Source organism: Halorussus aquaticus (assembly GCF_024218795.1).
In the GTDB taxonomy this organism is placed as follows: domain Archaea; phylum Halobacteriota; class Halobacteria; order Halobacteriales; family Haladaptataceae; genus Halorussus; species Halorussus aquaticus.
On sequence record NZ_CP100400.1, the window covers coordinates 506,388 to 532,581 of the forward strand.

Annotated in this window: 23 protein-coding genes, 1 tRNA gene and 1 pseudogene; 17 read left to right on the forward strand and 8 right to left on the reverse strand. The window is 64.5% G+C overall.

What is annotated here, in order from left to right; all coding sequences use genetic code 11:
* Window positions 1-6: 6 nt before the first annotated feature.
* Both NGM06_RS02680 and NGM06_RS02685 read right to left on the reverse strand, forming a co-directional pair.
* Complete coding sequence (locus NGM06_RS02680; RefSeq protein WP_254268817.1) at window positions 7-717, reverse strand: DUF7504 family protein; 711 nt, start codon at window positions 715-717, stop codon at window positions 7-9.
* A 413-nt stretch (window positions 718-1,130) separates the two neighbouring features.
* A complete protein-coding gene (locus NGM06_RS02685) occupies window positions 1,131-3,308 on the reverse strand; it encodes a hypothetical protein (RefSeq protein WP_254268818.1) in 2,178 nt (725 codons plus the stop codon).
* Between the two features lie 220 nt (window positions 3,309-3,528).
* Between NGM06_RS02685 and gcvPA the strand changes: the two genes are divergently transcribed.
* On the forward strand, window positions 3,529-4,872 hold the full coding sequence (gene gcvPA, locus NGM06_RS02690) for an aminomethyl-transferring glycine dehydrogenase subunit GcvPA (RefSeq protein WP_254268819.1): 1,344 nt from the start codon (window positions 3,529-3,531) through the stop codon (window positions 4,870-4,872).
* Window position 4,873: 1 nt separating this feature from the next.
* On the forward strand, window positions 4,874-6,349 hold the full coding sequence (gcvPB, locus tag NGM06_RS02695) for an aminomethyl-transferring glycine dehydrogenase subunit GcvPB (protein WP_254268820.1): 1,476 nt from the start codon (window positions 4,874-4,876) through the stop codon (window positions 6,347-6,349).
* 31 nt (window positions 6,350-6,380) lie between these two features.
* Here the strand turns inward: gcvPB and NGM06_RS02700 are convergent, their stop codons facing one another.
* A complete protein-coding gene (locus tag NGM06_RS02700) occupies window positions 6,381-6,737 on the reverse strand; it encodes a response regulator (RefSeq protein WP_254268821.1) in 357 nt (118 codons plus the stop codon).
* Window positions 6,738-6,896: 159 nt separating this feature from the next.
* On the opposite strand from NGM06_RS02700, the gene NGM06_RS02705 reads away from it, so the two are divergent.
* Complete coding sequence (locus tag NGM06_RS02705; RefSeq protein WP_254268822.1) at window positions 6,897-7,793, forward strand: class I SAM-dependent methyltransferase; 897 nt, start codon at window positions 6,897-6,899, stop codon at window positions 7,791-7,793.
* 45 nt (window positions 7,794-7,838) lie between these two features.
* Here the strand turns inward: NGM06_RS02705 and thrS are convergent, their stop codons facing one another.
* From thrS to NGM06_RS02720, 3 genes and pseudogenes are all read right to left on the reverse strand, one after another.
* Window positions 7,839-9,767 (reverse strand): threonine--tRNA ligase, encoded by a 1,929-nt coding sequence (thrS, locus tag NGM06_RS02710; RefSeq protein WP_254268823.1) that lies wholly within the window; start codon window positions 9,765-9,767, stop codon window positions 7,839-7,841.
* 898 nt (window positions 9,768-10,665) lie between these two features.
* Window positions 10,666-10,833: a DUF7838 family putative zinc beta-ribbon protein gene (locus NGM06_RS02715; protein ID WP_205427193.1), complete on the reverse strand. Its 168-nt coding sequence runs from the start codon at window positions 10,831-10,833 to the stop codon at window positions 10,666-10,668.
* Between the two features lie 381 nt (window positions 10,834-11,214).
* A pseudogene (locus NGM06_RS02720) lies at window positions 11,215-12,714 on the reverse strand (glutamate-cysteine ligase family protein).
* Window positions 12,715-12,864: 150 nt separating this feature from the next.
* Here NGM06_RS02720 and NGM06_RS02725 point away from each other — a divergent pair.
* The 5 genes from NGM06_RS02725 (at window position 12,865) to NGM06_RS02745 (ending at window position 15,022) form a co-directional block, all read left to right on the forward strand.
* Window positions 12,865-13,104 carry a glutaredoxin family protein gene (locus tag NGM06_RS02725; protein ID WP_254268824.1) on the forward strand — a complete coding sequence of 80 codons (240 nt, stop codon included), beginning with the start codon at window positions 12,865-12,867 and terminating at the stop codon, window positions 13,102-13,104.
* 58 nt (window positions 13,105-13,162) lie between these two features.
* The gene (locus NGM06_RS02730) at window positions 13,163-13,696 is read left to right on the forward strand and encodes a cob(I)yrinic acid a,c-diamide adenosyltransferase (protein ID WP_254268825.1); all 534 of its coding nucleotides are present in this window, start codon (window positions 13,163-13,165) and stop codon (window positions 13,694-13,696) included.
* Window positions 13,697-13,793: 97 nt separating this feature from the next.
* Window positions 13,794-14,345: a hypothetical protein gene (locus NGM06_RS02735; protein ID WP_254268826.1), complete on the forward strand. Its 552-nt coding sequence runs from the start codon at window positions 13,794-13,796 to the stop codon at window positions 14,343-14,345.
* A 90-nt stretch (window positions 14,346-14,435) separates the two neighbouring features.
* Complete coding sequence (locus tag NGM06_RS02740; protein ID WP_254268827.1) at window positions 14,436-14,822, forward strand: nuclear transport factor 2 family protein; 387 nt, start codon at window positions 14,436-14,438, stop codon at window positions 14,820-14,822.
* A gap of 2 nt (window positions 14,823-14,824) precedes the next feature.
* A complete protein-coding gene (locus NGM06_RS02745) occupies window positions 14,825-15,022 on the forward strand; it encodes a DUF8527 family protein (protein ID WP_254268828.1) in 198 nt (65 codons plus the stop codon).
* A 120-nt stretch (window positions 15,023-15,142) separates the two neighbouring features.
* On the opposite strand, the gene NGM06_RS02750 is transcribed toward NGM06_RS02745, so the two are convergent.
* On the reverse strand, window positions 15,143-16,096 hold the full coding sequence (locus NGM06_RS02750) for a zinc-dependent metalloprotease (RefSeq protein ID WP_254268829.1): 954 nt from the start codon (window positions 16,094-16,096) through the stop codon (window positions 15,143-15,145).
* A 969-nt stretch (window positions 16,097-17,065) separates the two neighbouring features.
* On the opposite strand from NGM06_RS02750, the gene NGM06_RS02755 reads away from it, so the two are divergent.
* The 8 genes from NGM06_RS02755 to NGM06_RS02790 all read left to right on the forward strand — a co-directional run bounded on the left by NGM06_RS02755 (window position 17,066) and on the right by NGM06_RS02790 (window position 25,306).
* The gene (locus NGM06_RS02755; protein ID WP_163520402.1) at window positions 17,066-18,295 is read left to right on the forward strand and encodes a Cdc6/Cdc18 family protein; all 1,230 of its coding nucleotides are present in this window, start codon (window positions 17,066-17,068) and stop codon (window positions 18,293-18,295) included.
* 232 nt (window positions 18,296-18,527) lie between these two features.
* Complete coding sequence (locus tag NGM06_RS02760) at window positions 18,528-18,704, forward strand: DUF7501 family protein (RefSeq protein WP_254268830.1); 177 nt, start codon at window positions 18,528-18,530, stop codon at window positions 18,702-18,704.
* A gap of 532 nt (window positions 18,705-19,236) precedes the next feature.
* Window positions 19,237-21,969, forward strand: a complete 2,733-nt coding sequence (locus NGM06_RS02765; protein ID WP_254268831.1) for an AAA domain-containing protein — start codon at window positions 19,237-19,239, stop codon at window positions 21,967-21,969.
* A gap of 266 nt (window positions 21,970-22,235) precedes the next feature.
* Window positions 22,236-22,427 (forward strand): LSM domain-containing protein, encoded by a 192-nt coding sequence (locus NGM06_RS02770; protein WP_163520404.1) that lies wholly within the window; start codon window positions 22,236-22,238, stop codon window positions 22,425-22,427.
* Window positions 22,424-22,597, forward strand: a complete 174-nt coding sequence (locus tag NGM06_RS02775) for a 50S ribosomal protein L37e (protein ID WP_163520405.1) — start codon at window positions 22,424-22,426, stop codon at window positions 22,595-22,597. Before NGM06_RS02770 ends, NGM06_RS02775 begins: the two co-directional genes overlap by 4 nt.
* 326 nt (window positions 22,598-22,923) lie before the next feature.
* On the forward strand, window positions 22,924-24,429 hold the full coding sequence (gene purF, locus NGM06_RS02780) for an amidophosphoribosyltransferase (protein ID WP_254268832.1): 1,506 nt from the start codon (window positions 22,924-22,926) through the stop codon (window positions 24,427-24,429).
* 132 nt (window positions 24,430-24,561) lie between these two features.
* Window positions 24,562-24,969 (forward strand): hypothetical protein, encoded by a 408-nt coding sequence (locus NGM06_RS02785; protein WP_254268833.1) that lies wholly within the window; start codon window positions 24,562-24,564, stop codon window positions 24,967-24,969.
* Window positions 24,970-25,054: 85 nt separating this feature from the next.
* Window positions 25,055-25,306, forward strand: a complete 252-nt coding sequence (locus NGM06_RS02790; RefSeq protein ID WP_254268834.1) for a hypothetical protein — start codon at window positions 25,055-25,057, stop codon at window positions 25,304-25,306.
* Window positions 25,307-25,349: 43 nt separating this feature from the next.
* Here the strand turns inward: NGM06_RS02790 and NGM06_RS02795 are convergent, their stop codons facing one another.
* Complete coding sequence (locus NGM06_RS02795; protein WP_254268835.1) at window positions 25,350-25,907, reverse strand: DUF420 domain-containing protein; 558 nt, start codon at window positions 25,905-25,907, stop codon at window positions 25,350-25,352.
* A gap of 124 nt (window positions 25,908-26,031) precedes the next feature.
* Between NGM06_RS02795 and NGM06_RS02800 the strand changes: the two genes are divergently transcribed.
* Window positions 26,032-26,116: transfer RNA gene (locus NGM06_RS02800), tRNA-Leu, on the forward strand.
* Window positions 26,117-26,194 lie beyond the last annotated feature (78 nt).

Genomic DNA, 26,194 nt, shown 5'->3' on the forward strand with positions numbered 1-26,194 from the left:
GCCGCGTTACAGCGGCGTCCACCCGACCGAGAGATTCCGATTCGGGACGTGCCACCGTTGCTCGCCGACCGGGCCGTCATCGGTGGAATCGGCCAACCGAACTTCTACGACGGCGTCCGCGTCGTCCGCGAGCGTCTGCACGACCTCACTGTCGTACGACTTCTGTAGCGTGTAGTGGGCCATGGCGTCGTGGTTCTGGACGTGTCCGCCGACGACTCGGAGACAGCGCCGAACCACGTCTTCGCCGTAGAAATCGAGCAGCGGTTCCAGCGAGTCGATACCCACTCTGAGGTCGGCCGGGCGGAGCGCGTCGCTCCGGGCCGCGAAATCGTCCATGGCTTCGACCAACGCGGCCTGCAGTCCGGTCAGTTCCGGGTCCGCGATGCGAGTCTCCTTGACGCCCGCCAAGTCCCGAGAAGGGGTCCCGTTCGTCGCAGCGACCGACCGAACTGCGCCGACGTGATTGAGGACGTGGGTCGTCTCACCGACCGGACGCGGCGACTCGCTCGGGTCGGGGAGTCGCTCGGCGATACTCTCGGGCGTCGCGTCGGTGACCGCGAGGACGCGATAGCGGACTACGTCGTCGTCCCCCAGCATCCGCGAACTCGCGCGCGTGAGAAGTTCCCGGGGTACGTCGCCCACGACCATGAGGTTACAGCCGGTGGACTTCAGTTCGTTCAGTAACCCGAGGAAGTCCGCGAGGTCGTCGTCGGGCACTGACTCGTCCGACCCACGCGCTGGTTCGCTGGTATCTGGGGACGACATTCGTTTTCGTGTGACTGTCATTTTCAGGGATCGGTTATAAAATTACCCCACTCGGAATTGTGGATATATGGAATGCAAGTACATTAATAATGGTTTCAGCGCCATTCCATCATAGAATTCACTCATTTACTAATAATATTCAGTCATAGTGTGCTATAAGTACTCTTCTTAAATCTATAGTATTAATTACATAGAGAAAAGCAAAAGGTGATTCAGATACAATGGAAAACGTGATGGTTCAAACATTCAATCTCGATAAATTGCTAGTTTCAAACCCGAGACTGATGAGCGTGTTTTGGTTTACCGGCCTAGTGCTTTCACAAGTTGGAATAAACCACGCTCTGCTACCGAAAACCGGCCCGTGATCAAAACTGCTCAAACCAGACGTCACTCCAAACTAGTTCCCCCTCAACGAGAAACGGGTCCGATTTGTCACCAATTATGTCTTGGAACTCGTCCCGACCAAGTGTCTTCTTTTCGTAGATACCCGGTATTATAAAGTATTCGTCGGACTCCATACCAAATGGTTTAGCCGTGGCACCGACATCGTACCCACGAATCGAATATGTATTTGTCTCCACATTTACTGTCTGCTTTCTATAGTCTTTATCACAAATTCGGTAAACCGCGGGAAAGAGACGCTCGTAGTGAACAACGATGATACCCGGATCACCGACGACCACGTACCGATTACCAATCGAAGTGTACTCTCGGACGATTTTCATCGCACCACCTACGTCGAACCCATAGTGCAGTAATCGCGCCAACGTTTCGCCGACTTCTACTGCCCCGGAGTTGTAGAGGTCCGAGAGACTCACGATGGCGGCGTTCGCACCGGTCTTCACGAGTTCGATACCTTGGTCGTGGGACCGACATCCGTTAAGCAGAGCTACGGTCGCGTTCGTCTCGTCCAGTGTGGCGGCGTCGAGGACCCCGTCGGAACACTGGAACCCGCAGCCGTCGATGTGGCCGACAAAGTGGAACAGATCGTGGTCCTCGACGAGCAGGTCCCGGAGTTCGGCGGTCGAGACGCCCGATTGGGCGGTCACGTTGACGGGCACGTCGTCTCGACTGCCGTAGATTTCGTCCACGGAGTCCAGTTCCTCGCGCATCTGGTCGTCGTTGCAGACCACCGCGACGTCGACGGTGCCGTCCGACGGTTCGGGCGTCTCGTGGTCGAACGCCTCCCGGACGAGTTTCGTCCCGCGAACGGGCGTCCCGTCGCCGACCCACGCCTGTTCGAGCGCGTCCACGTCCGGGAGCGTCACGTACTCCTCAAGCGTTGGCACACCGCGAGTCGCGTCTGTCTCGTCCTCGGAACCGTCGTTTCGCAACGGCTGCGCTGCGTCCGCTGACTGGGCGGAATCGTCGCCCGTCGCGGTCTGCTCTCGCCCGCTCGGTCGCCGGAGGAACGAATCCAGCGCCCCGTCGAGTTGGTCGGGGACTTCCCGCTGGTTGGACGAGACCTCGCGCTCGGTCTTCGGCCGCACGATCGAGAGGTCGTTGACGAGGTAGGGCAGGAACTCGACCGCTTCGGCGTCGGGTTGGACGTGCGTCACTCGATGCCACGGTGACGCGATGGCCTCGATGGCGTCGTCCGGCACCGAGAGATACGTCCGGAGTCGCTCGGCGGGCGACGCGTCGTAGAGGTCGGCGAAGTCGAGGTCGACGTGCGCTTCGAGGACCTCTCGCTCGTGGAGGTCGTCGGGGTACAGGCCCTCGGTTCTCGTCACGCAGTCGAGGAAGAACACGCGTTCGAGCAGTGCCGCCGTGGCGTCGGCGACCGCCGCCGGTTCGTCGCCGAGGTGGTGAGTGAGGCCACCCGTCGCCGTCACGGCGGCGCCGTCGCCCGGGACGACGGTCGCACCGAGGTAGTACGCCAGCGGCGCGACGGTGTACACTGCCCAGTACTCCGACGGGACGGTTATCTGAACGCCGGTCTCGGGCGTTTCGAGACCCGGGGGTATCGAGAGTTCGTCTCCACGTTCGATGCGGGGCGGATGGCCGCGCAGCGTCGGCCACGCTCGCTCGGGCGACGTGGTCTTCAGCGCCGACGAGAACGCCGACACCGCCTCTATCGTCGCTTCGGGGTCGTCCGGGACCGTAATCGTCGCGGCCGGGGCGCTGTGGTAGGACCGCGCGCCGACTTCGACGGTGGTCTCCTCGTCGAACTCGAAGGTCACGCGCTCGGGCGTCACGTCGATGCGGACACGTCCCGAGACGCGCAGATACACCTTTATCGGCGAGTGGAGTTCCACGAGGTAGTCGTCGTCAGAGAGTTCGCGGGTCGTGGGGCTATCGACCGACAGCAACGGGTCGCCGTCGGGCGTCCGCACGTCGGCGGGAATCATGTAGGGGAGGCGAAGCCGTCCGGCCGAGATTCGGCAGGCCGTATCGACCGGAAACGTGAACGCGTCGGTGTCCGAACGCGTCGGGTCCACCGACACGTCCGTGAGGAGCAGAAAGTGTCTGGTCTCGACCGGATCGACGACGTCGATACCGGTCTCGTCGTCCGGCGATTCGAATCTCGGGTAGAGAGTCATGAGTCGAGAATCGGGTATCGTATTCTACCGGACGCAGGGCGCAACTAAAAACCCTCGGACGAGATGACATCAGGTCGTGCCCTGATTTCCCCGACGCGACCAGTGTCTCGCTGTCGAACGTGGCCCGCGCTTTGCCCCCAACGTCAGAGCGACGACGGTCGCCGGAAACCGAAATCGAATACCCCTATCTTAAAACGATACACTCCGTACCTCCGTTTACATGAGCGGACGACACGAGTCAGGGGAGCGGGGAAGCCCGTACGCACCGCACACCGCCGACGAAACGGCGGCGATGCTCGATGCGGTCGGCGCGGACGACGTGACGGAACTGTTCGACATCCCAGACCCCGTCGAGTTCGACGGGGAGTTCGGCATCGAGGCCAGGAGCGAACGGGACGCCGAGCGCCACGTCAGCGGTCTGCTATCGCGCAACGACGACCTGACCGAGTTCCTCGGCCGGGGCCACTACGAACACTACGTCCCCTCGCTGGTGGACCACCTCTCGGCGCGCTCGGAGTTCCTGACCTCCTACACCCAGTACCAGCCCGAAATCACGCAGGGGTTCCTGCAGGCCCTGTTCGAGTACCAGTCGATGCTGGTCGAGTTGACCGGTCTCGACGTCGTCAACGCCTCGATGTACGACCACGCGACCGCCCTCGCAGAGGCGGCCCTGCTCGCGGCTCGCGTCCGGTCCACCGACGGCGACCGCGTGCTGGTTCCCGACTACCTCCTCGCGAACCGCCGCGACGTCCTCGAAAACTACACCGACGGCGCGGGACTCTCTGTGGAGACGTTCGCCACCGACGACGGGAACGTGGACCCCGACGTTCTCGCCGACGCCATCGACGACGACGCCGTGATGGTGTACGTCGAGAACCCGACCACGCGCGGAACCGTCGAGGAGAACGTGGAGGCCGTCGGCGAACTCGCCGACGACCACGACGCGCTGTTCTGTCTCGGTTCGGACCCGGTCGCGCTCTCGATTCTACAGGAACCCGAGAGCGTCGGGGCGGACGTCGTGGTCGGCGACGCCGCCGCGCTCGGACTGCCAACCGCGTACGGCATGGGTCTGGGCCTGTTCGCCTGCCGCGAGGACTTCGTGCGGCAGGTGCCGGGCCGCCTCGTCGGCGCGAGCGAGGACGCCGCCGACAATCGCACCTACACCCTGACGCTCCAGACGCGCGAACAGCACATCCGCCGGGAGCGCGCCACGAGTAACATCTGCACAAATCAGGCGTGGGTCGCGCTGCGGACGGCTATCCACGCGGCCTACCTCGGTCCCGACGGACTCGTCGAACTCGCCAACGACTGCGTTCGACTGGCCGCAGACCTCGCCGAGCGGTTGGACGCCGTCAACGGCCTCCGCGCGCCGGTCCACGACCGCCACCACTTCCGGGAGTTCGTGGCCCACACCGACCAACCCGCGAACGCGGTCGCGTCGGACCTCGAAGCCGAGGGGTTCGCGGTCCACGCCGTGGGCGACCACGAGGTACAGGTCTGCATCACCGACGCCAACGAACACGCCGCCGACGAACTGGTCGCGGCCTTCGAGGAGGTGGCCTGAGATGAGATACGACCAAGCACGCTGGACGAACGACGGCGCGGAGGGCGACGACGCGGAGGGGCAGTACGAACTGCTCCTCTCGGAGAAGAACTCGAAGACCGTCGACGTCGAGTCGCCGCTCCCCGACGACCTGACCCGCGAGAACCTCGAACTCCCCGACCTCTCGGAACCCGAACTCGCGCGCCACTACACGCGGCTCTCCCAAATGAACTACGGCGTCGATAGCGGGCCGTACCCCCTCGGAAGCTGTACGATGAAGTACAACCCCAAGTTCACCGAAGACGTGGCCGCGCTCCCGAGCGCCGCGGTCCACCCCGACCGCTCGGCGGAGAGCGTCCAAGGGAGTCTCGCGGTGATGCACGGGCTTCAGGACTACCTCGCCAGAATCGGCGGGATGGACGCCGTGAGCCTCCAGCCCCCCGCCGGAGCGGCGGGCGAGTTCACCGGAATTCTGGTCGCCAAGGCGTTCCACGAGCAGAACGGCGAGGGCGACCAGCGAGACGAGATCATCGTCCCCGACAGTGCCCACGGCACGAACTTCGCCAGCGCCGCGCTCGCGGGCTACGAAGTCGTCGAACTCCCCTCGGGCGACGACGGCCGGGTCGATTTAGAGGCGCTCGAAGCCGCCGCCAGCAGGCGCACCGCGCTGTTCATGCTCACCAACCCCAACACGCTGGGTCTCTTCGAGCGTGACATCGAAGAGATCGCGGACATCGTCCACGACGCCGGGGGACTGCTCTACTACGACGGCGCGAACCTCAACGCCCTGCTCGGGCAGGCCCGGCCGGGCGACATGGGCTTCGACATCATGCACTACAACGTCCACAAGACGTTCGCCACGCCCCACGGCGGCGGCGGTCCGGGCGCGGGCCCGGTGGGCGTCGTCTCGGACCTCGCGGAGTTCCTCCCCGCGCCGCGCGTCCGCGAAGTCGGTAGACGCGACGGCGAGGGACGCGGAACCGGCGGCGTCTACGAGCGCTTCGACCCGGAGAACACGGTCGGCAAGGTCCACGGCTTCGCGGGCAACTGGCTCGTCCTCCTGAAGGCCTACGCCTACATCGCGCGACTCGGCGACGAGGGTCTCACGGACGCCTCCGCGAAGGCGGTCCTCAATGCCAACTACCTCGCCAGCCAGATAGACTACGACATCCCGTTCGGCCCGTTCCACCACGAGTTCGTCGCCAGCGCGGGCGACCAAGACGCCGCCGACGTGGCGAAGCGCATGCTCGACTACGGCGTCCACCCGCCCACGACCAAGTGGCCCGAAATCGTCCCGGAGGCGCTGATGACCGAACCCACCGAAATCGAGGGGAAGGACACCCTCGACCAACTCGCGGAGGCGTTCGACGCCGTCGCCGCCGAGGACGACGAGACGCTGGCGAGTGCGCCGAACCGGACCACGGCCCGGCGAATCGACCAGACCAGCGCCGCGCGCGACCTCCGACTGTCGTGGCAGTCGCTGGAAGCCGAGGAGTGACCGTCGAGCGAGGAAGGGGAGCGTCGCCGCCTCAGAGAACCGACGCGATTTCCGAGAGGACGTCCTCGGGTTCGAAAGGCTTGGTCACGTAACCGTCCGCGCCCGCTTTGACCGCCTCTTTCATCTTCTCCTGCTGGTCCACGCTCGTCACCATCACGACGACCGGCGGGTCGTCGCTCGACTTGATTCGCTCGGTCGCAGCGACGCCGTCCATCTCGGGCATCATGATGTCCATGGTGACCACGTCGGGCGAGTGCTGTTCGAACTGTTCGACCGCCTCGATACCGTTTCCGGCCTCGCCGACGACGTCGAAGTCGTCCTGCACCGCCTGCCGGACCATCGTGCGCTGGAAGTCGCTGTCGTCGACGATTACCAATTTTGGAGCCATTCGTTACTTGTCCGTCGTTGGAGAGGGGCACCAAGATAAAACCCGTCGAAAGTCGCGCTTCGGTTTCGGTTCGACCCGGCCGACGCGACGCTGTCCGATGGGCCTGCGACCGGTGACGATTCGGTACGCTTTTTCTCGCCGAAGGCCGGAGAGAAATCCGTGCGCGAACTCTCGCTCGACGACCTGCCGAAGCACTCGCCGTGGCCCGCGCGCCTGCTCGGACGCGAGGACTGGGACGAGCAAGCCGGGTTCGGCGGCATCGGCGTGTCGGTCTACGACGAGGTGTACGGCAAACTGTTCTCGCTCGCCCGCGAGAACCCCGAGATGGACTACCGGGCGGTCCAGCGGTCGGCCAACCACTACGCCGAGGAGAGTCCCGTAGCGATTTCGCGGGGCGAGAACCTCTACCTCGCGGACGTGGACGAGAAGCAGGAGTTACAGGACGAGGCGCTGGTGGCCTCGTTCGCGGGGACGCTCTCGGGCGGCGAGACGGTCGTGGCCTTGGGTTGCGGGTGGGGGTACGAACTCGGCGTCCTCGCCGACGCCTACCCCGACTGCGAGTTCGTCGGCGGCGACCCCGCCGAGAACGGCGTGGCGCTGGCCCGCGAACTGTTCAGTGACCGCGACCGCATCACGGTCGGCGAGTTCGACTTCCGCGACGACCGGTGGGACCTGCTGGAGGACGTGCTGGCAGACGGGAGTGCGAGCGCAGACGACGGCGGGGATGGCGACGACGGCGAGGGCGAGGTGGTCCTGTTCACGCAGGGGTCGCTCACCGCGCTGCCGAGCGTCCGCGACGTGATATCCGAGACGCTCGCGAACTACCTCGACCGAGTCCGGACCGGCGTCCACCTCGAACACGTCTTCGAACTCCACCCCGAGGACACGCTGCTCGGGCAACTCCGCCGAAGCTACGCCGACCGTCGGGAGTACAACGACGACATGCTGACCGCGCTCCGCGCGACCGGCGGTATCGACGTTACCAGCGCGACCTACGACGTGGTCGGGGGTAACCCGCTCCATCCCCTCTCGGAGATTCGGTGGGAAGCGGTCTGAAACGCGGAAAACGGCCGATACAGAGAACCAGCGACGGGTGGCTCGTCAGTCGAGGAAGTTCGGTTCGACCGCCTTGCTCTCGACCTCACCTTCGAGGTGGTCGCGGAACGCCTCGACGCTCACGTCCTTCTCCTCGCGCTCCTCGCGGTCGCGGACCGAGACGGTCCCGGCCTCCTCCTCGTTGTCGCCGACGACGAGCATGTAGGGGACGTTGTCGTCGTGGGCCTGCTGAATCTTCTTGCCGACCGTCCACGACCGGTCCTCGATTTCGACCCGGAAGTCGCCGAGATAGCGGTTCTGAAGCTGTTTCGCGTAACCGAGGTTGTCGTCGCTGACCGGCAGGATGCGGACCTGCTCGGGCGCGAGCCACGTCGGGAAGTTCCCCTTGAAGTGTTCGATGATGACGCCCATGAACCGCTCGAAGGAACCCAGCAGCGCGCGGTGGACCATCACCGGGCGGTGCTCCTCGTTGTCCTCGCCGACGTAGGTCAGGTCGAGGCGCTCGGGGATGTTGAAGTCGAGTTGGACCGTCCCGATGGTCCACTCGCGACCGATGGCGTCCACGGCGTTGATGCCGATTTTCGGCCCGTAGAAGGCTGCTTCGCCGTGTTCGACGTCGTACTCCAGCCCCTCGGATTCGAGGGCGTCCTTCAGCGCGTCGGTCGCCTCCGACCAGATTTCGTCGCTGCCGACCGCGTTGTCGCCCTTGGTCTCCAGTTTGTACTGGACGTCGAGGTCGAAGTTGCCGTAGATGTCGTCGATGACGCTCAGCGCCGAGAGGATCTCGCCGCGAATCTGGTCCTCCCGGATGAAGGCGTGACCGTCGTCCTGCGTGAACCCGCGAACGCGGAGCAGGCCCGAGAGTTCGCCCGACTGCTCGTTGCGGTAGCAGGTGCCGAACTCCGAGAACCGGACGGGCAGGTCCCGGTAGGAGTACTGGTGGTCGTCGAAGATGTGGGCGTGGTTCGCGCAGTTCATCGGTTTCAGGCCGTATTCGGTGTCGTCCTGCTCCCACGCGAACATCTCGCCCTCTTCCTTGAAGTTGTCGTAGTGGCCCGTGGGTTTCCAGAGTTCCGCCTTGTTGAGTTCGGGCGTCCAGACCTCGTCGTAACCCAGTTCGTCGTTCTTGCTCCGGATGTAGTCCTCCAACTCGCGCCGAATCGTCATCCCGTTGGGGTGGTAGTGGGGCGCGCCCGGCGAGTGGTCGGGAATGGAGAACAGGTCCATCTCGCGGCCGATTTTACGGTGGTCGCGCTCTTCGGCCTCCGCTCTGCGCTCGATGAACTCCTCCAACTCGTCCTCGCTCTCGAAGGCGGTCCCGTAGACGCGGGTCAGCATCTCGTTGTCCTCGTCGCCCCGCCAGTACGCGCCGGAGATAGAGAGCAGCGCGAACCCGCCGATTTCGCCGGTGGACTCGACGTGGGGTCCCTTACAGAGGTCCTCGAACTCGCCCTGCTCGTAGAAGGAGATCGACTCCTCGTCGGCGGCCTCCTCGTCTAGAATCTCGCGCTTGAACGGGTTGTCCTCGTAGAACTCGAACGCCTCCTCGCGGGAGCGCTCGAACCGTTCGATGTCGAGGTCCTCCTCGATGATGTCGTAGGCCTCTTCCTCGATGGCTTCGAGGTCCTCCTCGTCGAGTTCGACGCCGTAGATGTCGTAGTAGAACCCGTCGTCGGTCCAGGGCCCGATGGTCAGGCGGGCCTCGGGGTGGAGGCGCTGGAGCGCCTGCGCGAAGACGTGGGCCGCCGAGTGGCGGAGCACGTCGCGGTACTCGTCGCTGGAGGGCGTGACTATCTCCAGTCGCGCGCCGTCGGGGAGTTCGGTGGCTTTGTCCACGAGTTCGCCGTCGATGACGCCCGCGACGGTGTCTCGGCCGAGACCGGGGCCGATCTCGTACGCGGCGTCTTCGACCGTGGCCCCTTCCTCGAGTTCGAGTTCGGACCCGTCGGGAAGGACGACCGTAATCTGGCTCATGTTTCGTTTACGGTTCTGGTGACCTGATAACCCTTTCTACACGAGGGTTGTCCTCGCCCGACGCGCGTCGCGTGCGGGCCGCTGCACAGTTCGTCTCCGACTCTCGGCCGACACTGTTCCGACTCTCGGCCCGCGCTGTTCACTCACTTCCGGCACTGCCGGTCGCCCCACGGGTGAGACGGAGTGCGTGACCGTCGTGAACGCTCGTCTATTCCGGTCCCTTCTGGTACACCGTCGGGCGATTCTGTTCGGGCGATCGAGTGGGGTGAGGCTACCACGGATTCGAGCGATTTAGTATATCAGAATAGGATTTATTCGTTCGTCCAGTATCGCGTCTCGACCGCTGTTCGGCGTCGAACGCGTCGAAATCCACGGAAGAAGGCCCCCGAAGTCAACGGTGAAAAGGCCGGACCGCTTTCGCGGGTTCGGGTCGGTAACATCCCGAGGAAGAATGGAACGACTGGAGAACGACCGACGTACCACCCATCGACGCGGCGACGGGAAGTTCGATTTCAGATTCGGATACGGGGTGTCGCTGACGCGGCGAACGCCACCCTCGGTTTCTGCGGGCATCGTTTCCGGCTACCCCTCCCTTCGCACGTTCGATATGGAATCAGTCGGCCGCCGACGCGACGGGTTCGAGGCCCGGACGTACAATCTCCGGTCGTCTGCCCGGGGTGTGTCCCTTCGAGACGCCGCTTCGGACACTCGAGCTACGGTCGACACCGTTCGTCGTAACCCCGACGAACTGCAGTCTCGACAGGACTTTCGGCCAGTGTTAGTGCCCAGAAGACGGGTTTCTTCGCGATGACTCTCTGACGGTGGTGAGACACTCAGGAGTTTCTAGAAAGAGGGCACGGGTCGGTGAAGAACCTCGAATCCGGACGTAGTCCGGTGCTCAAGCTTCCGCCGAGTCGATGTCGCCGTCGATGCGGACGAACCGGTAGTCACACTCCGGGCATCCCCACTTGGTCTTCTCGCCGAGGTGGAGATGCGTGCTCGCGGTGCGATAGAACGTCCGCTCGGTGCCACACTGCGGACAGTCGTGGTCGAGTTCCTGAGCCATGTTCGAACGTCGAATCCCGTCGCATTTCAGGATACTGGTTTGGTTCGCGCGCGCACTCCCCGCGAGAGTTGGGTTAGGCGTCGATGCGTGGGGTCTGCCTGCGCTCGACGGAGCGTCTGGACTTCTCTGACCGCTCGTCTCGGCCAGTGGGCCGAACAAGGACGCGCCGACGAAACTGCAATAAACTAAATAACGATATATGAATATTCCGGAGCCGCGATGGTCGGACAGTGAGCGTAGACGACTGAAAACGGCGCGTTCTCCGGTGCGAACAGTTCCGGAAGAGACCGTCGAGCGATGGCTAGCCGTGAGGTCCATCAGACCGAGTTCGATCTCTCGACTCGGTTACTCCGTCACGGTTCGTACGGATCAGTCGTCCAGTCACTCGCGGAAGGTCCCGTCAACGAGGGTCTCGGACTGCCGTTCGACGTAGGCCGTCTGCATCCCTCGGACCGCCGACGCGAGCGATTCGCCTTCTTCGACGCGTCGGCGGACTTCCCGACGCTTCCACTCGGCCGGGGTGACGCCCTCGGTGAGGCGGACGCGAAGCAGGTCGAGGTACTCGTCGGCCTCGGACGCCGCGAGGCCGCGCAGCGCGAGACCGTCGCGGGCACACTCCAGCAGTTCGGCGATAATCGTCTCGGTGTCGGTGACGTCCTCGCCGTTCGGGGTTATCCACCGGATATCGGCGTCGAGACCGTCCCGACGCGGCGTCGAAGTTCTCCCGGGCGACCTCCCAGTCGAGGCCCAGCACCGGGTGTTCGCGCCGCGGGAGGCTCTCCATGAGTCCGGCGAACGCCGCGACGAACGCGAGACTGTCGCGAACTGTCGGCTGGGCCGGGAGCGCTCGGAACTCGATGCGGGCGTTGGCGGCCGACCGGGTCGCGCCGTCGAACACGGGTCGTACCCACCGCCAGAAGCTCCCGTGTTTGTGGTCGAAGTGGCGGAAGGCGTCGTCGAACCGTCCATCGGGGTCGACCCGCATCGGCACCAGCGGCGGGTCGGTCGCGATGCGGTCGATGGCCTGCTCGACGGTCGTCACGTCCGCCGGGAATCGAACCTTGTCCCGGCGTTCCTCGGGGTTGAACACGCCCTCGAAGACCGGAATTCGATTCTCCATCCACTGGTCGTCGAGGACCGCACGGGGGTCGTCGGTGTCGTACAGTTCCGGCGGGAAGAACGGCGAGTTGACCCCGAGTGCGAGCAGCGGCCCGGCGACCCGGAGCGCGTACCGGAATCGCTCGGTCAGGTCGAGAGCGTGGGGTACTTGATAGTGCGGTTGAATCGAGGTAGTCAAACTCTCGGGCATCACCACGTCCGCCGAGAGTTCGACGTGGGGCGTCTCGATTCGCCGCTTCGGCGAGTAGGTGTCGGCGTTCGCCATCGCCTGATACCGCGTATCGTCGGCCATGTTCGTCGTGATGCGCGTCCCGTCGCGGACGACGCTGTCGGTCAGATACGTCTCGGCCGCCTCGCCAGCGGGCGGAACGGTCCAGAGGCCGTCGCTCACCAGCGTTATCTCCTCGGCCCGCGCCCTCGTCTGGGCGGCTTCGAGTCGCGACTGCGCCTCGGTCTGCTGGGCGCGCAGGCCGAACGCGTTGAACGGTTGCGGGTTCGTGTGGAACTCGGCGTTGTGCAGGCCCAGTTCGCCCTCGAAGTTGACGAGTTCCAGCAGCGGACCGGCATCCGTTCGAGGGTGGCGTCGTTCTCCGCGACGCCGTACAGTTCGTATTCGAGACCGACGATGGCCTGCGGGTTGTCGAACGTGCCGTCGCGGATTTCCGCTTTGAGCCGTTTGGCCTCGCGCTCGACCGTGGCCGCGAAGTCGTCCTCCGAGACGGTCAGTGCTTCCTGCACCGAATCGACCAGTTCGGCGCTCATGTGCGGCCGTTCGACCTATTCCGACGTGAATCTACTCCCGGAGTCGGTTGTCGTCCGGAACCCGCGGCATCAACCGTTCGGGGTCCGCGTCATCGACCACGCGGAATTTGCGGCATCAGCTACTTGCCCGGCGAGGACGAACTGTCGCGCATGTCGGTGATACTCTACGCGCTCGACGGTTGCCCGTACTGCGAGACGGTCCACGACGCGCTCGAAGACAACGGCGTCGAGTACGAGACGCGATGGGTCGAGGCGCTCCACTCCGAACGCGACGAGGTGAAACGGGTCAGCGGCCAGCGCGGCGTCCCGGTCCTGATAGACGAGGACGCTGGCGTGACGATGGCCGAGAGCGAGAAGATCGTGGAATACGTCGAGACCACGCTGGCCTGACCGACGAGAGTCGTAGTTCGGGACGGGAGTTAAGTGCGGGCGGTCGGTAGTCGAAGGCATGAAGATTTACACCGGGCGCGGCGACGAGGGCCAGACCGACCTCCGGGACATGTCGCGAGTCTCGAAGGCCAGTCCCCGAATCGAGGCCTACGGCACGGTAGACGAGGTGAACGCGCTCGTCGGACGGGTTCGGCCCACGGGACACGACGACGTGGACGACCAGTTACGGGAGATACAGAACCACCTTCACGTCGTGCAGGCGGACTTCGCCAATCCCGACCCCGACGAGGACGACCCGCGAGTCCGCGAGGAACACGTCGAGCAACTGGAAGGGTGGATAGACGGCTACGACGACGAACTCGAACCCCTCGAATCGTTCATCCTCCCCGGCGGCGGCGACGCGGGCGCGCGACTCCACCACGCTCGGACGGTCTGTCGCCGCGCGGAGCGCCGCGCCGTGGCGCTCGAAGCGGAGGAGGACGTCAACGACGCCGCGGTGACGTACCTGAACCGACTCTCGGACGCCCTGTTCGTCCTCGGGCGAGTCGTCAACCAACGCGAGGACGTGCCCGAGGAGTCGCCGACGTACTGACCTCGACTGTCACCGACGTACGGAGTTTCGATTTTCCGCTGGAGTAATGCAGAGACCGACACGTTAATTCTGTCTCGGCCGCATGTAACGTGTAAGCATGCGGATACGCGAGTGGCAGGACATCGTCGAGGACGTGGTCGAGAAAGACGTGGACCCCGACGACTGGCGGGCGGTCGGCGGCAAGCGCGCCGGTGGCGTCGGCGAGGACCTCTACCTCGGCCACCCGCGAGGTGGCGTCTATCACCTCAAGACCTACGCCAAGAACCCCTACGAGGTCCGCGGCGTCGGCGCGCAGGTCGCGCGGAAACTCGACGACGAAATCGGGTCGTTCCTCCCCGAGCAGGAGACGGAGGGTCGGTTCGCTGTCCAGAACCCGCCCGAGAGCGAGGACGACGCCGAGGAGAAGGCCCGCCACCTCGAAGCGGTCGTCGAGGCCCACGCCGAGGCACCGACCACGCCCGACGACTTCTTCGACGACGTGATGGACGCGCTCGACAGTCCGGCGTTCGGTCCCATCGACTTCGACAGGTACGACCGTCCGGACCCCACCGAGGAACTCGCCGAGCGGTTCGAGGAGGCCGAGGAGTTGCTGAACGAGGAACTGGAGGACCTCGTCGAGGAGGACGACGTGGGTCGCGGATTCCAGTAGAGCGTCCGGTTCCCACTGAGTACCGGCCGCTGGCCCGGCGTCCGGTTCCGGACGAGTAGTCTTAAACGAGTTGACGGACACTACTTCTCCATGAACCCGACCGAGACAGTCGAGGACTACTACGCGGCGCTCCGCCGCGAGGACCCCCTCGCACCCTACTTCGCGGAGCGCCCGGACGCGGTGAAGTTCGGCGTGAGCGAGCGACTCGCGGGGTACGACGCCATCGCGGAGGGGCTGGCCGAACAGACTCGGACCACCGAGAACTGGAGCGTCGAAAGCAGAGGACTGCGGGTTACCGCCAGCGACTCCGTCGCGTGGTTTACGGACGACGTCGGACTCGCGTGGACCGATTCGACGGAGACCCGCCAGTCGTTCGATACGCGATGGAGCGGCGTTCTCGCGAGCCAGTCAGACGACGACGAGGGACCGAACTGGCGGTTCGTCCAGATGCACGTCAGCGCCCCGCACGAGATTTGACGATGGTCGGTCCGACATCCGAAGAGGAGAAGCGGGAGGCGATGACCCGGTTCAAGGCCACCATCGTCGTACTGGTGGGGGCCTCAGCGGGTCTCATCACGCTGTCGGGAGGCGGGTCGCTGGTGCAGATAGGGGTCGCAGTCGTCGCGGGGTCGGTAGTCGGGGCGGCCCTGCTCGCTTACGTCGTTCGCATTCTGTAGTCACGCGGTTCCTGCTCGTGGATTTGCGGTGCTCGGCTGTCCCGAAAATTCGCAGTTCTTGCAGTCGTTCTCCGGAGTTCTGGGAGTCCGTTAGGATTTCTCCGGAGTTCTGCAGTTCCGTCAGGGACTCACGCGCGCTAACCAGCGTTGCGGGTCGTCCAGTTCCGCGTCGGTCGGGAGATTCTCCGGGCGGTCCCACACCGCGCTCGCGCCCTCGATGCCGCGCTCGGCCGCGACCACGTCGAAGAAGGCCTTGCCGCGCTCGTACTGCCTGCGTTTCAGGCCGAGACCGAGCAGTCGGCGGACGAGTCGGGAGACCGGGTCGCCGCCGCGCCTGCGGGCCTCCATCTTCTCGCGGAGGTCGGCGTACTCGTCGTCGAACGCCCCGTCCATCAGGAGTTCGGCGTACCCCTCGACGGCGGTCATCGCGGCGTCCAACTCGCGGAACGCCTCGCGGTCGAGGTGTCCCTTCGCCAGCGCGTCGATGCCCGACTCCATCCGGGATTCGAGGTGGTCCGAGAGCCACGGGGCCGCGCCGAACTCCGCGGCGTGGGTCACCTCGTGGAAGGCTATCCAGCGCCGGAACCGGTCGTAGTCCACGTCCAGTTCCCCGGCGATGCGCTCGATGTTCGGCCGGACGAAGTAGAGAGCGTGTTCGTCGCCCTCGGCGAGGAGGAGCGGGTCGTACTGACCGAGGACGTTCTTGGCCAGCACCGTGAGCATCACCGACATCGTGCCGGTGTTGATCGTCCGGGCGACGCCGGGCATGACCGCGGGACCGTGTTCCTCGACGGGTTGCATCACCCGTCGGAAGGTGTCGATGTTGGCGTCGATCCAGTGGTGGCGATTCTGCACCTCGATGGTCTCGGGCACGTCGAAGTCGGCCCCGGACACCTCGCGTACTCTGCTTCGGGCGTCGCGAACGTCGGCCGCGTACCCCTCCCGTTCGGTCTCCGAGAGGTCGAGCGAACCGGGAGGCGTCACCGCCTTCGCGGCCTCGGCGACGGCGGCCCAGTCGATAGGTCCTTCGCCCGATGCGTCGGCGATAGCCCGGACGCTGCGATAGAGACTCACGGCTTCGAGTTGGGGACGGGCGGTCAAAATCTTTCTGCCGGGTCTGGGCGGGTCTCACCTCGTTCTCGGCGCAGTAGACCGGTATCGTCGGGCGTCGCGAATCGAACTCCGGCCTCGTTCGACGGGGTGGGACACACCACCGTCGCGTTTGTAAGCGGGTGGAGAGGTGGGTTCGGTGCGTCGGCGGTCTCGTCGGCCGCTGACACCACTACCGCGGATGTATCCGGAAGTAGTAGATAGAGCAACATTAGAGGAACTACATTCGTTTGTAAGGATCTGAATTCCCCGATATTGGGATATTTACATTCGAGAGGGTGGTGTGTGGCTCACTAGGTAAAGCGTTTGTCGTTACAGACGCGACGGAGGTGTGTGAGTTACTCACGGACGCTCTCACTAGCCCGTTTATTTTTCCGTCCTGCGCTCCGAATTTCTGTTCGTCTTTCGGTCTGATTTTCGTTCGTCCGACTCTCCTACCTCTGATCTCCTTGGTTATCGTCTCGCCCTCTGGTGATTCGTCGCACGGATCTGTTCGCAACCTCATCTACTTCCCAGTCGGCGACTATCTCGCGATCACCCCTCCACCCCCTCCTCTTACATCCGCGAGGTAGGTGTCTGTGACAGTCGGCACCTGCTCCAACTACTCTGCGGTCCTGTTCCGACGAGTCGCGTCGAGGGAAAGAGAGCCTCGACAAAGCAAGGAGATTCGGTGAAACGGGAAACACACCGAAGGAAGAGGACTCGGCGAGTAGACCGTCTACGAGAGGTGTCGGCCCATCCGGCGACTCGCCAGAGCATCCGTGAGAGCAGTCAGAGGGGGGTCACGGTGACGAGAACATCCGCGAGGGTACTTCGAGCGGTCCGTCCCGGGAACTGGTTTCAAACCCTTGCTTTTCATCGTTCGACGGGGAGATACATCCGCGACGATACCCCCTCCATTTATATGCTGAAGTGCGAAGCAACTGCCATCAGATGGCTACCGACGACGACGTAGACCGCGACCCGCTCTTCCGGTACGACGAACCGATATTTGCCGACGAGGACCTCCTTCGTATCTCTCACCTCCCCGGTCCGAACCGGATCGTCGGTCGCGACGAACACATGCAGAAGGTCGCAGAGGCCCTCAACCCCGCTATCTTCGGTCAGGAACCCACCCACCTCTTCATCTTCGGAAAGACCGGGACCGGCAAGTCGCTCATCTCCCGCAGCGTCTCCAAACGCGTCGAGAACGAGGCCCGCCACGAGGACGTGGACGTCGAGACGGCGTTCATCGACTGCGGCGAACAGACGACCGAGGCGTCGGTCATCAAGACGGTCGGCAGGGAACTCAACGACCGGAGCGAGACCGGCATCTCGGTGCCCCAACGTGGACTCGGTACCGGCGACTACTACGACCGACTCTGGCAGATAATCGACGCCTGCAGCGACGTGGCGATAATCATCCTCGACGAAATCGACATGCTGGAGGACGACGAGGTACTCCGAAAACTCTCGCGCGCCGGTGAGAACCGCCGCGTGACCGACTCGACCATCGGTATCATCGGTATTTCCAACAAGATAGATTTCCCCGACGAACTCAACGAGCGCGTCAAGTCGAGTTTCGCGCACGACGAACTCGTGTTCCCACCGTACGACGCCCACCAGCTCGTGGACATCCTCCAGAACCGGGCCGACGCGTTCCGGGACGAGGTCCTCTCCGACGACGCCATCCCCCTCACCGCCGCGTTGGCGGCGCAGGAACACGGCGACGCCCGGAAGGCGATAGACATCCTCCGGAACGCCGGGCGAATCGCGACCAAAGAGGAAGACGAGAAGGTGACCGAGCAACACGTCTACGCCGCGAAGGAGAAGACCGAGGCCGACCGGTTCGCCGAACTCATCGAGGGCGCGCCGACGCAGGCGAAGGCGATTCTGCTCGCGCTCACCGTACTGACCGAGAACAAGCCCCACGACCAGTTCCCGACTCAGCAGATCTACCGGCAGTACCAAACCATCGCGCGGAAACTCGACATGGACTCGCTGTCCGAGCGCCGCGTTCAGGAGATTCTACAGGAACAGGACTTCCTCAACGTCATCAACTCCGAGACCAAGGGTCGGGGTCGGGGGCGCGGAGTCCACACCAAGCACCGACTGCTCGAGGAACCGGAGATCGTGAAGAAGGTTCTCAATCGGGATTCCCGCATCGCCGACCTCGGTATTTGACCCCGGCTCGCTCTCGTCGTCTCCGTTCCACCGGCGTCGTCTCCTTTCTCTCGATACTCTACGTCACTTTTCCAGCCTCGTCTCGCTCCAAAACTGGCTTTCCACGCCGAACGGTTCGAACGAACTCCCCGAGAGGTCACACCTAGAACGTATTAGGGCCATATTATGGCAATAAAGGTGTTTTAAATATATCTGGACAGAACTTATACGTCAGGAAGTCGCGGTAACGTCCATGTCAACGACAGCAACGTGGAGTGACCCGAGCGACTGCCCGTTCTGCGGTAGCGAGCTTCAGAACCCCGGTGCAGGCTTCATCGACCACATCGACGAGAATCCGGACTGCGAGGCGGGGTTCCAGACGTGGCGGAGTCAGATAGCCGACGACATCCGCGGCGGTTGGTCCGGATAAGCCGTCCGGAGCGCGCGTGATTTTCTTTACGAATCGAACTATCGAGAACTGCACCTTCGAAATCCGGTAGGGAACCCCTCGAAAACCCATTTACTGGTGTCACTCGGGGTGTCAGTCGGACCTCCGCGACTCTCCGAGAAAGTAACCGCGGAGAGGACGCAGGACCAGCTGGCCTAATACGGTAATAGGATTTTAACCTATATTATAGGAAGGCTTAAGCTCTAGACTCGGCTACCGACTCCTACGATGAGATGCCCACAATGCAGCGGTGAACTCGTGGCCGCCCACGGCTACGACTCGTGTGCGGACTGCGGTCACGTCCCGCCACACGGTGCCGACTAACCACGATTAGACCGAGAGACAGTACGGTCGGACCGTACGTGGTACGGTCCAATCGCGACGTACTGCCGGTTCACCCGAGACGTATCGCATCCGGAGACCGCCCTCGACTTTTGGAACACCCCCAATTTCTGGGACCGAGTTCGTCCGCGACCGTAGGGGTTTTTCTACCGCCGGACGCTACCGAGTTCCCGTGAACGTCCGGGGAGAAGTCGTCGATATCGGGGAAGTTCGTACCGTCAGTACGCAGTACGGCGAGCGCGAACTCGCCGAGGTCACGGTCCGCGAGGACACCGGTCCTAAGCGAGTCACGCTGTGGGGCAAGTGGACCGAGAGCGCCGACCTCCTCGAACCGGGCATGGAACTACTCGTGACCGACGCCGAGGAGGGCGAGTATCGGGGCGAAACGACCTACTCCACCGGCGAGGAGTCGTACGTCGTCGTGGAACCGTCCTTCCTCGTCGACGTGACCGACATCCGGTCGTGGGTCCAGTGTCCGCGGATGTACTACCTGAACAAACTGTCGGGCATCCCGCTGGTCTATCCCGTGGTCAAAGGGACCATCGTGCACGAAGTCTTCGGAGATTTGCTCCGGGGCCGGGACCTGGAGGAGTCCATCGACGAACGCGTCGCCGAGGCGGGACTCGAACTCGGTCTGCTCGGTCGGGAGCGCGACGAGGTCGCCGAGGAGGTCCGTCAGAACGCGGCGGCCATCGAGGGATGGCTGGCGCAGGGTGCCCTCACCGACGAGGACGACTGGCGGAGCGAGCAGACGCTCATCAGCGACCGATTCGGTATCAAGGGTCGGGCCGACGCGCTCCGACGCGGGATGCCCGTCGAACTCAAGACCGGCAAGAACCTCAAGCGCGACCCGCGATTTCAGGACAAGATTCAGGCGGTGTGCTACGCCCTCATCCTCCGGGAGAAGGGCGTCCCCGCCGATACCGGAACTCTCCTCTACACGAAGAACTCCGCGCTCGACCGGACCGAGGAGGACGGCGACCTCTCGCCAGCCAAGGAGTTCACCATCGGCGACGGTCTCCTCGATTTCGTCGTGCGCACGCGCAACGAAATCGCGGCGATGGAGTACGACGCGGTCACTTCGGAGGAGGACGGTGCGGGGGTTCCCACCGGCTACGAGGCCGACGCCAAGTGCGAGTACTGCTTCGAGCAGGACACCTGTATGGTTGTCTCCGGCCGACTCGACCAGGAGTCCAAGGCGGGCCAAATCGGCGACGCGATTCCCGAAGAAGAGCGCGACTACTTCGACCGCGTCTACCGACTGATAGAGGAGGAGCGTCGAGCGACCCACGCCGAGTACGCGAAACTCTGGGAGCAGACCGCCGAAGAACGCGCGGACGACGACCGCGCTCTAATCGGTCTCGAACCCATCGACCACCGCCAACTCGACGGCGGCCGGTGGGAGATGCGGGCCGAGCGCGCGGGTGGCGCTGTCTCGAAAATCCGGGAAGGCGACGTAGTGCTCGCCAGCGACGGCGACCCGGTGGACGGCCACGCCGAACTGGCGCGGGTGGAGCGACTGGGTCGCGAGTCGCGAAGCGATTCGGACCGGCCGAGTGGGGAGCGAAGCGACCCGCGAGACGGGGAGGTCGTCGTCACCGCGGACGAACCGGTCGAACTCCGCCGACTCGACGTCTACCCCTCGGAACTCTCGGCCGACCGGATGCTGACCGCGCTCCACGACTTCCTGTTGAAGGGCGACGAGCGCCGGAAGGACGTGCTGTTCGGCCGCGCGGACCCCGAGTTCGACGACGCTCGCGAGACGTACATCGACAACAACGAGGCCCAGAACGACGCGGTCAACCTCGCGGTGAACGCCGAGGACTTCGCGCTCGTCCACGGGCCGCCGGGCACGGGCAAGACCTACACCATCGCGCGGACGATACGAGCGATGGTCGAGCGCGGCGAGCGTGTCCTGCTCTCGGCCTTCACCAATCGCGCGGTGGACAACGCGCTCGAAGCCCTGCGCGACCAAGGGTTCGAAGACATCGTCCGCGTCGGCACCGAGAGCGGCGTCCGCGAGGACATGCAGGACCTGCGACTGGAGCAGGAGGGCGACCCCGGCGAGCGCGTGGCGGAACTGCGCGACGCCAGCGTCGTGGCCGCTACCACCGCGACCTGCGGGTCGCGCGTCATGCGCGAGCAGTCGTTCGACGCGGCGTTGGTGGACGAGGCGTCCCAGTTGACCGAACCCAACACGCTCGCGGCGGTCAACCTCGCAGAGCGGTTCGTCCTCGTCGGCGACCACCAGCAGCTACCGCCGGTCGTGCGGACCGAGAACGAGCTCTCGACCTCGCTGTTCGAGCGCCTCATCGAGGACTACCCGGAGGCGGGCGTGATGCTCGACCGCCAGTACCGGATGAGCCAGCGGATTCAGGCGTTCGCCTCCCGCGAGTTCTACGACGGTGAGTTGCGCCCCGCGTCGGGCGAGGTCGCCGCCCAGCGACTCGCGGACCTCCCCGAGGTCGCTCACGCCGACCTTCCCGAGGACCTGCGGGGCGGAGGCGGCGTCTCCTTCGTAGACCCCGACGGGCGAACCGACGGCAACACCAATCCCGCGGAGGCCGAACGCGTGGCCGAAGTCGTCGGCGAGTTCCTCGCGGCGGGCGTCGAACCCGAGGAAATCGGCGTCATCGCACCGTTCCGCGCGCAGGTCGCCGAAATCGGTCGGCGAGTACCCGACTCGGTGACCGTGGACACGGTGGACCGATTTCAGGGGTCGAGCAAGGAGGTCATCGTCGTTTCGTTCGTCGCCACCGAGAACCTCGAGAGTCCCATCTTCGAGGACCCCCGCCGGGTGAACGTGGCACTCACGCGCGCGAAGAAGGCGTTGGTGCTGGTCGGCGACGCGAACGCCCTCCGGAGCGAGGGTCTCTACTCACGCATGGTCGATTGGGCCGAATGAGCACGTCGCACATCTTCGGGCGACGTACGACTGACGAGTCCCCTCGCCATCGCCTCGTTGGATGTGACTGTCGAAATCACGAATCCGGCCACAGAACGCGTGAAACGGTGTCTCTCGGCCGACCGCTCCTCGGCCGTCTCCGGTACCGTTCGGTTCGGCGTCGGTCCCGAACGAGCGACACTTCAATTCGTTGATTAAATATTGAAACTTTCCACGAAGAGCCGTTTCCGGTACGTTTAAGACTTAGACGGGTGGCGCTATTGTATATGAGTGGACGACCGCTCGACGTGCTGGAAGCCTCTCTCGACGAAGAGGTCACAGTGCGATTGAAAGGCGGCGAAGAGTTCGAGGGCGTTCTCACGGGGTACGACCAGCACATGAATCTGGTGCTGGAAGACACCGAGGAGGAAGACACAACCATTATACGCGGCGATAACCTCGTGTCGATAAGCCCATGACTGGAGCAGGAACCCCGAGCCAGGGGAAGAAAAACACGACGACGCACGTGAAGTGTCGTCGCTGTGGCGAGAAGTCGTATCACGCGAAAAAGAAGGAGTGTTCGAGTTGCGGCTTCGGCAAGTCCGCCAAGCGCCGCGACTACGAGTGGCAGAGCAAGTCCGGCGAGTAGTCGCCGACTGCCACCGAAGATGCGGCTCTCCGTTCTCTCTATCGTCAGCCGAGTAGCGGCGAGCGTGTCTCTTCTCGGCCCGTCGCGGCCGTGGCGTGAACCGGTTCGTCTCGGTGTAGTTCTCCGAAGTTCGTCGGTAGCCGACTCTCTCGATTACCCGGTGGTACCGGACTGAACGACTCGACCTACCGGTGTTGCGCTCGCTACCGCGAACTATCGTCGCGACAACTGGAAGTATGCATGGTCGTGCGTACTTCTCCGGCTTCTGGCGGAAAATCCCGCACGATAGCGAGAGTTTTTACTACGGTGGCCCAGTATCTCCGACCATGCCAGACGGCCGGGACCCGGTCCCCAGTAGTCCGACCGAGAACGCTAATTCGGGACGCTCCGAGACGGCCCTCTCGGGACCGACCGAGAAATGCGGCGTCGTCGGCGTCTCGCTCACCGAGCGGGACGCCGCGCGGCCGCTCTACTACTCGCTGTACGCCCTCCAGCACCGCGGGCAGGAGTCGGCGGGCATCGTCACCCACGACGGGTTCCAGCAGCACGACCACGTCGAGATGGGACTCGTCGGCGACGCATTCACCGAGGACGACATCGAGAGTCTTCGCGGCAGCGCGGGCATCGGCCACGTTCGCTACCCCACCGCCGGGAGCGTGGACAAATCGTGCGCCCAACCGTTCACCGTCTCGTTCCGGAGCGGCGCCCTCGGCCTGAGCCACAACGGGAACCTCGTCAACGCCGACGAGGTGCGCGACGAACTCGCCGCGGAGGGCCACGCGTTCACCTCGGACGGCGACACCGAGGTCATCGCCCACGACCTCGCGCGCAACCTGCTGGAAGAGGACCTCGTCCGCGCGGTCAAGCGCACGATGGGCCGCATCCACGGGTCGTACTCGCTGACCATCATGCAGGACGACACCGTCCTCGGCGTCAGGGACCCCGAGGGGAACCGGCCGCTCTGCATCGGCGAACTCGACGACGGCTACGTCGTCGCCAGCGAGTCGGCCGCCATCGACACCCTCGACGGCGAACTCGTCCGCGACGTGCGACCCGGCGAACTCGTCGTCCTCCAACCCGACGGCGAGGGGTTCGACTCCTACCAGTTGTTCGAGCGCGAACACACCGCCCACTGCTTCTTCGAACACGTCTACTTCGCCCGGCCCGACAGCGTCATCGACGGCAAACTCGTCTACGAGGTTCGGCGCGACCTCGGGCGCGAACTCTGGGCGGAGAGCGGCATCGACACCGACGTGGTGATGCCGGTCCCCGACTCCGGGCGCGCCTTCGCCTCGGGGTACGCCGACGCCGCGCAGGACGACGGCGCGAGCGTCGAGTTCGCGGAGGGACTGATGAAGAACCGCTACGTCGGCCGGACGTTCATCATGCCGACGCAGGACGAGCGCGAGCGCGCGGTCCGCCTGAAACTCAACCCCATCAAGTCCACCGTGGAGGGCAAGACGGTCACGCTCGTGGACGACAGCATCGTCCGCGGGACCACCTCCACGCAACTGGTCCAACTGCTCAAGGACTGCGGCGCGGCGGAGGTCCACATGCGAATCGGCGCACCGCCCATCGCCGCGCCCTGTTACATGGGTATCAACATGGCGACCCGCGAGGAACTCATCGCCGCCGACAGGTCCACCGAGGAGATTCGCGACGAAATCGAAGCCGACAGTCTCGGATACCTCTCGCCCGACGCGGTCGCGGCCGCGCTCGGCGAGGACCGCGACGACCTCTGCATGGGGTGCGTCACCGGCGAGTACCCCTACGACATCGACGGCGAGGAGATGGACCCGGCCCACGCCGATAACCCCCGACCCGAACTGTAGCGGACGCGCGATACAGTCCGCAGTCTGGACGCCATCGGTCGTACGGGATACACTGATTTCTCACGCCGCACCGCTTACCGCCTCGACTCGGTCGGCCACAGTTGCTACTTGTCTGGACGACGACGTTCCCGTATGGTCGAAGAAGACCTCGGAGAGGCGACTATCACCTACGAGGGACCGGACGGCGACACCGTCGAGAAGAACGTCCAGAACGAACACGTCGCGTACTTTCAGGACCACTGGATGGTCAAGACCGGCGAGGACGACGAGGGCCGGGACCTCGTGCGCCGCATCCCCGCTTCCCGGGTCTACCACGTCGAGCGGACGGTCGAACAGTTCGAGCGCGAAGTCGAGACGCTCCGCGACCAAGTCCAGTCGGTCGCCGACGACCTCCGGTCGAAACTCCTCGGCAGCGGGGGCGGTGGCAGTGGAGGCAGTGGCGGGACCGACCGGGGCGGCGAGAGCGAGACGCTCCACATCGACGTGGAGAGCGGGAAGTCCGTGACGGACGACGAAGGTAGCGAGAGCGACGCGCAGTAGTCGTCTGCGCGCCACCCGGCTCAGACGAATCCGGCGGTCTGACGGGCCACAACCGTTAATCATCGCGGAACCGTGCAAAACGAAGATGGCTCGTAGCCGCGACAGGAGCGACCGGCGATTCCCCCGTGAGGACGGCGAGCAGGACCGCGCGCGAACCGACGCGGAGGCGGCGGCCGAGACCCGACCGCAGGCCGAACTCCGGTGGGTCCAGATTCGGAACCCGAGGGAGGCGGTCGAACTCGGGCGCAACGGTCGCGTCATCGACAGTCGCTTCCACGTTGGCTACGACTCGTGGGAGGTTCTGCTGGAGACCTACGAGGGTGAACTGTCGCGGTGAGTCTGGTAGTACGGAGACGTGTCGGAGCGGAGGCGCCGCGCAGTCAGAACAGGTAGAGCATGAGGTAGACGACCACGCCGAGCGCGAAGGAGGTCAGCCACAGCGAGGCCGCGACTCGGCCGACCCTCGCGTGGTTCGTCGCCGAGAGTTCCGAGACGGGCCGGGTCAGCGCCAGCAGCAGGACGTAGTAGAGAAGCGGGATGCAGACCACGGCCAGCAGGACGTGAATCCCGAGAATGGGGTAGTAGACGAACTGTTCGACCACCGCCGGACCGTCGAAGTGGGTCGGGCCGAGGAGCGCGACCCGGTAGAGGTACAGCGTCAGGAACGCCGCAAACAGGACGACGCCCGCGAGCATACCCGCGCGGTGGCGCGCGACCTTCCCCTGCCGAATCCACCGCCACGAAGCCGCGACGACGGCGAACGCCACGGTGCTGATGACGGCGTTGACGTGCGGAATGGCCGCCAGCACGGCGTCGGGCGCGCGCGGGAGCGTGCCAGCGGGCACGACGCGGAGCGCGGCCGCGAACACCAGCGCGAGCGAGACGACTGTCAGTAGTCCGGTGACTGCGGGGACGTGCCGCTCGACGAGTCGCTGCATAGCCGACCGTAGGGAGCGGAACGAAATACGCCTTACCGTGTGTGGCGGTGCCGTCCCCGTGTTGAAACGAAAGGCATTTTATTCGGGTAGCGTCTACATCTGAGTGCAGCAAGAGAACGAGCGAGCGTGGGTAGCCAAGCTAGGCCAACGGCGCAGCGTTGAGGGCGCTGTCCCGTAGGGGTCCGCCGGTTCAAATCCGGTCCCACGCATCGCAAGCGCGATACACTCGCGCAACGTGGCTTCGCCACGGGAGACGATGCAGGTGGAGTCCCTTGGGACTGCACCCA

What these genes read in the sequence shown, in the direction of transcription:
- NGM06_RS02685 (WP_254268818.1), bottom strand. Translation starts at nt 3,308, where the DNA reads ATGACTCTCTACCCGAGATTCGAATCGCCGGACGACGAGACCGGTATC.
- gcvPA (WP_254268819.1), top strand. Translation starts at nt 3,529, where the DNA reads ATGAGCGGACGACACGAGTCAGGGGAGCGGGGAAGCCCGTACGCACCG.
- gcvPB (WP_254268820.1), top strand. Translation starts at nt 4,874, where the DNA reads ATGAGATACGACCAAGCACGCTGGACGAACGACGGCGCGGAGGGCGAC.
- NGM06_RS02700 (WP_254268821.1), bottom strand. Translation starts at nt 6,737, where the DNA reads ATGGCTCCAAAATTGGTAATCGTCGACGACAGCGACTTCCAGCGCACG.
- thrS (WP_254268823.1), bottom strand. Translation starts at nt 9,767, where the DNA reads ATGAGCCAGATTACGGTCGTCCTTCCCGACGGGTCCGAACTCGAACTC.
- NGM06_RS02715 (WP_205427193.1), bottom strand. Translation starts at nt 10,833, where the DNA reads ATGGCTCAGGAACTCGACCACGACTGTCCGCAGTGTGGCACCGAGCGG.
- NGM06_RS02725 (WP_254268824.1), top strand. Translation starts at nt 12,865, where the DNA reads ATGTCGGTGATACTCTACGCGCTCGACGGTTGCCCGTACTGCGAGACG.
- NGM06_RS02730 (WP_254268825.1), top strand. Translation starts at nt 13,163, where the DNA reads ATGAAGATTTACACCGGGCGCGGCGACGAGGGCCAGACCGACCTCCGG.
- NGM06_RS02735 (WP_254268826.1), top strand. Translation starts at nt 13,794, where the DNA reads ATGCGGATACGCGAGTGGCAGGACATCGTCGAGGACGTGGTCGAGAAA.
- NGM06_RS02740 (WP_254268827.1), top strand. Translation starts at nt 14,436, where the DNA reads ATGAACCCGACCGAGACAGTCGAGGACTACTACGCGGCGCTCCGCCGC.
- NGM06_RS02745 (WP_254268828.1), top strand. Translation starts at nt 14,825, where the DNA reads ATGGTCGGTCCGACATCCGAAGAGGAGAAGCGGGAGGCGATGACCCGG.
- NGM06_RS02755 (WP_163520402.1), top strand. Translation starts at nt 17,066, where the DNA reads ATGGCTACCGACGACGACGTAGACCGCGACCCGCTCTTCCGGTACGAC.
- NGM06_RS02760 (WP_254268830.1), top strand. Translation starts at nt 18,528, where the DNA reads ATGTCAACGACAGCAACGTGGAGTGACCCGAGCGACTGCCCGTTCTGC.
- NGM06_RS02770 (WP_163520404.1), top strand. Translation starts at nt 22,236, where the DNA reads ATGAGTGGACGACCGCTCGACGTGCTGGAAGCCTCTCTCGACGAAGAG.
- NGM06_RS02775 (WP_163520405.1), top strand. Translation starts at nt 22,424, where the DNA reads ATGACTGGAGCAGGAACCCCGAGCCAGGGGAAGAAAAACACGACGACG.
- purF (WP_254268832.1), top strand. Translation starts at nt 22,924, where the DNA reads ATGCCAGACGGCCGGGACCCGGTCCCCAGTAGTCCGACCGAGAACGCT.
- NGM06_RS02785 (WP_254268833.1), top strand. Translation starts at nt 24,562, where the DNA reads ATGGTCGAAGAAGACCTCGGAGAGGCGACTATCACCTACGAGGGACCG.
- NGM06_RS02790 (WP_254268834.1), top strand. Translation starts at nt 25,055, where the DNA reads ATGGCTCGTAGCCGCGACAGGAGCGACCGGCGATTCCCCCGTGAGGAC.
- NGM06_RS02795 (WP_254268835.1), bottom strand. Translation starts at nt 25,907, where the DNA reads ATGCAGCGACTCGTCGAGCGGCACGTCCCCGCAGTCACCGGACTACTG.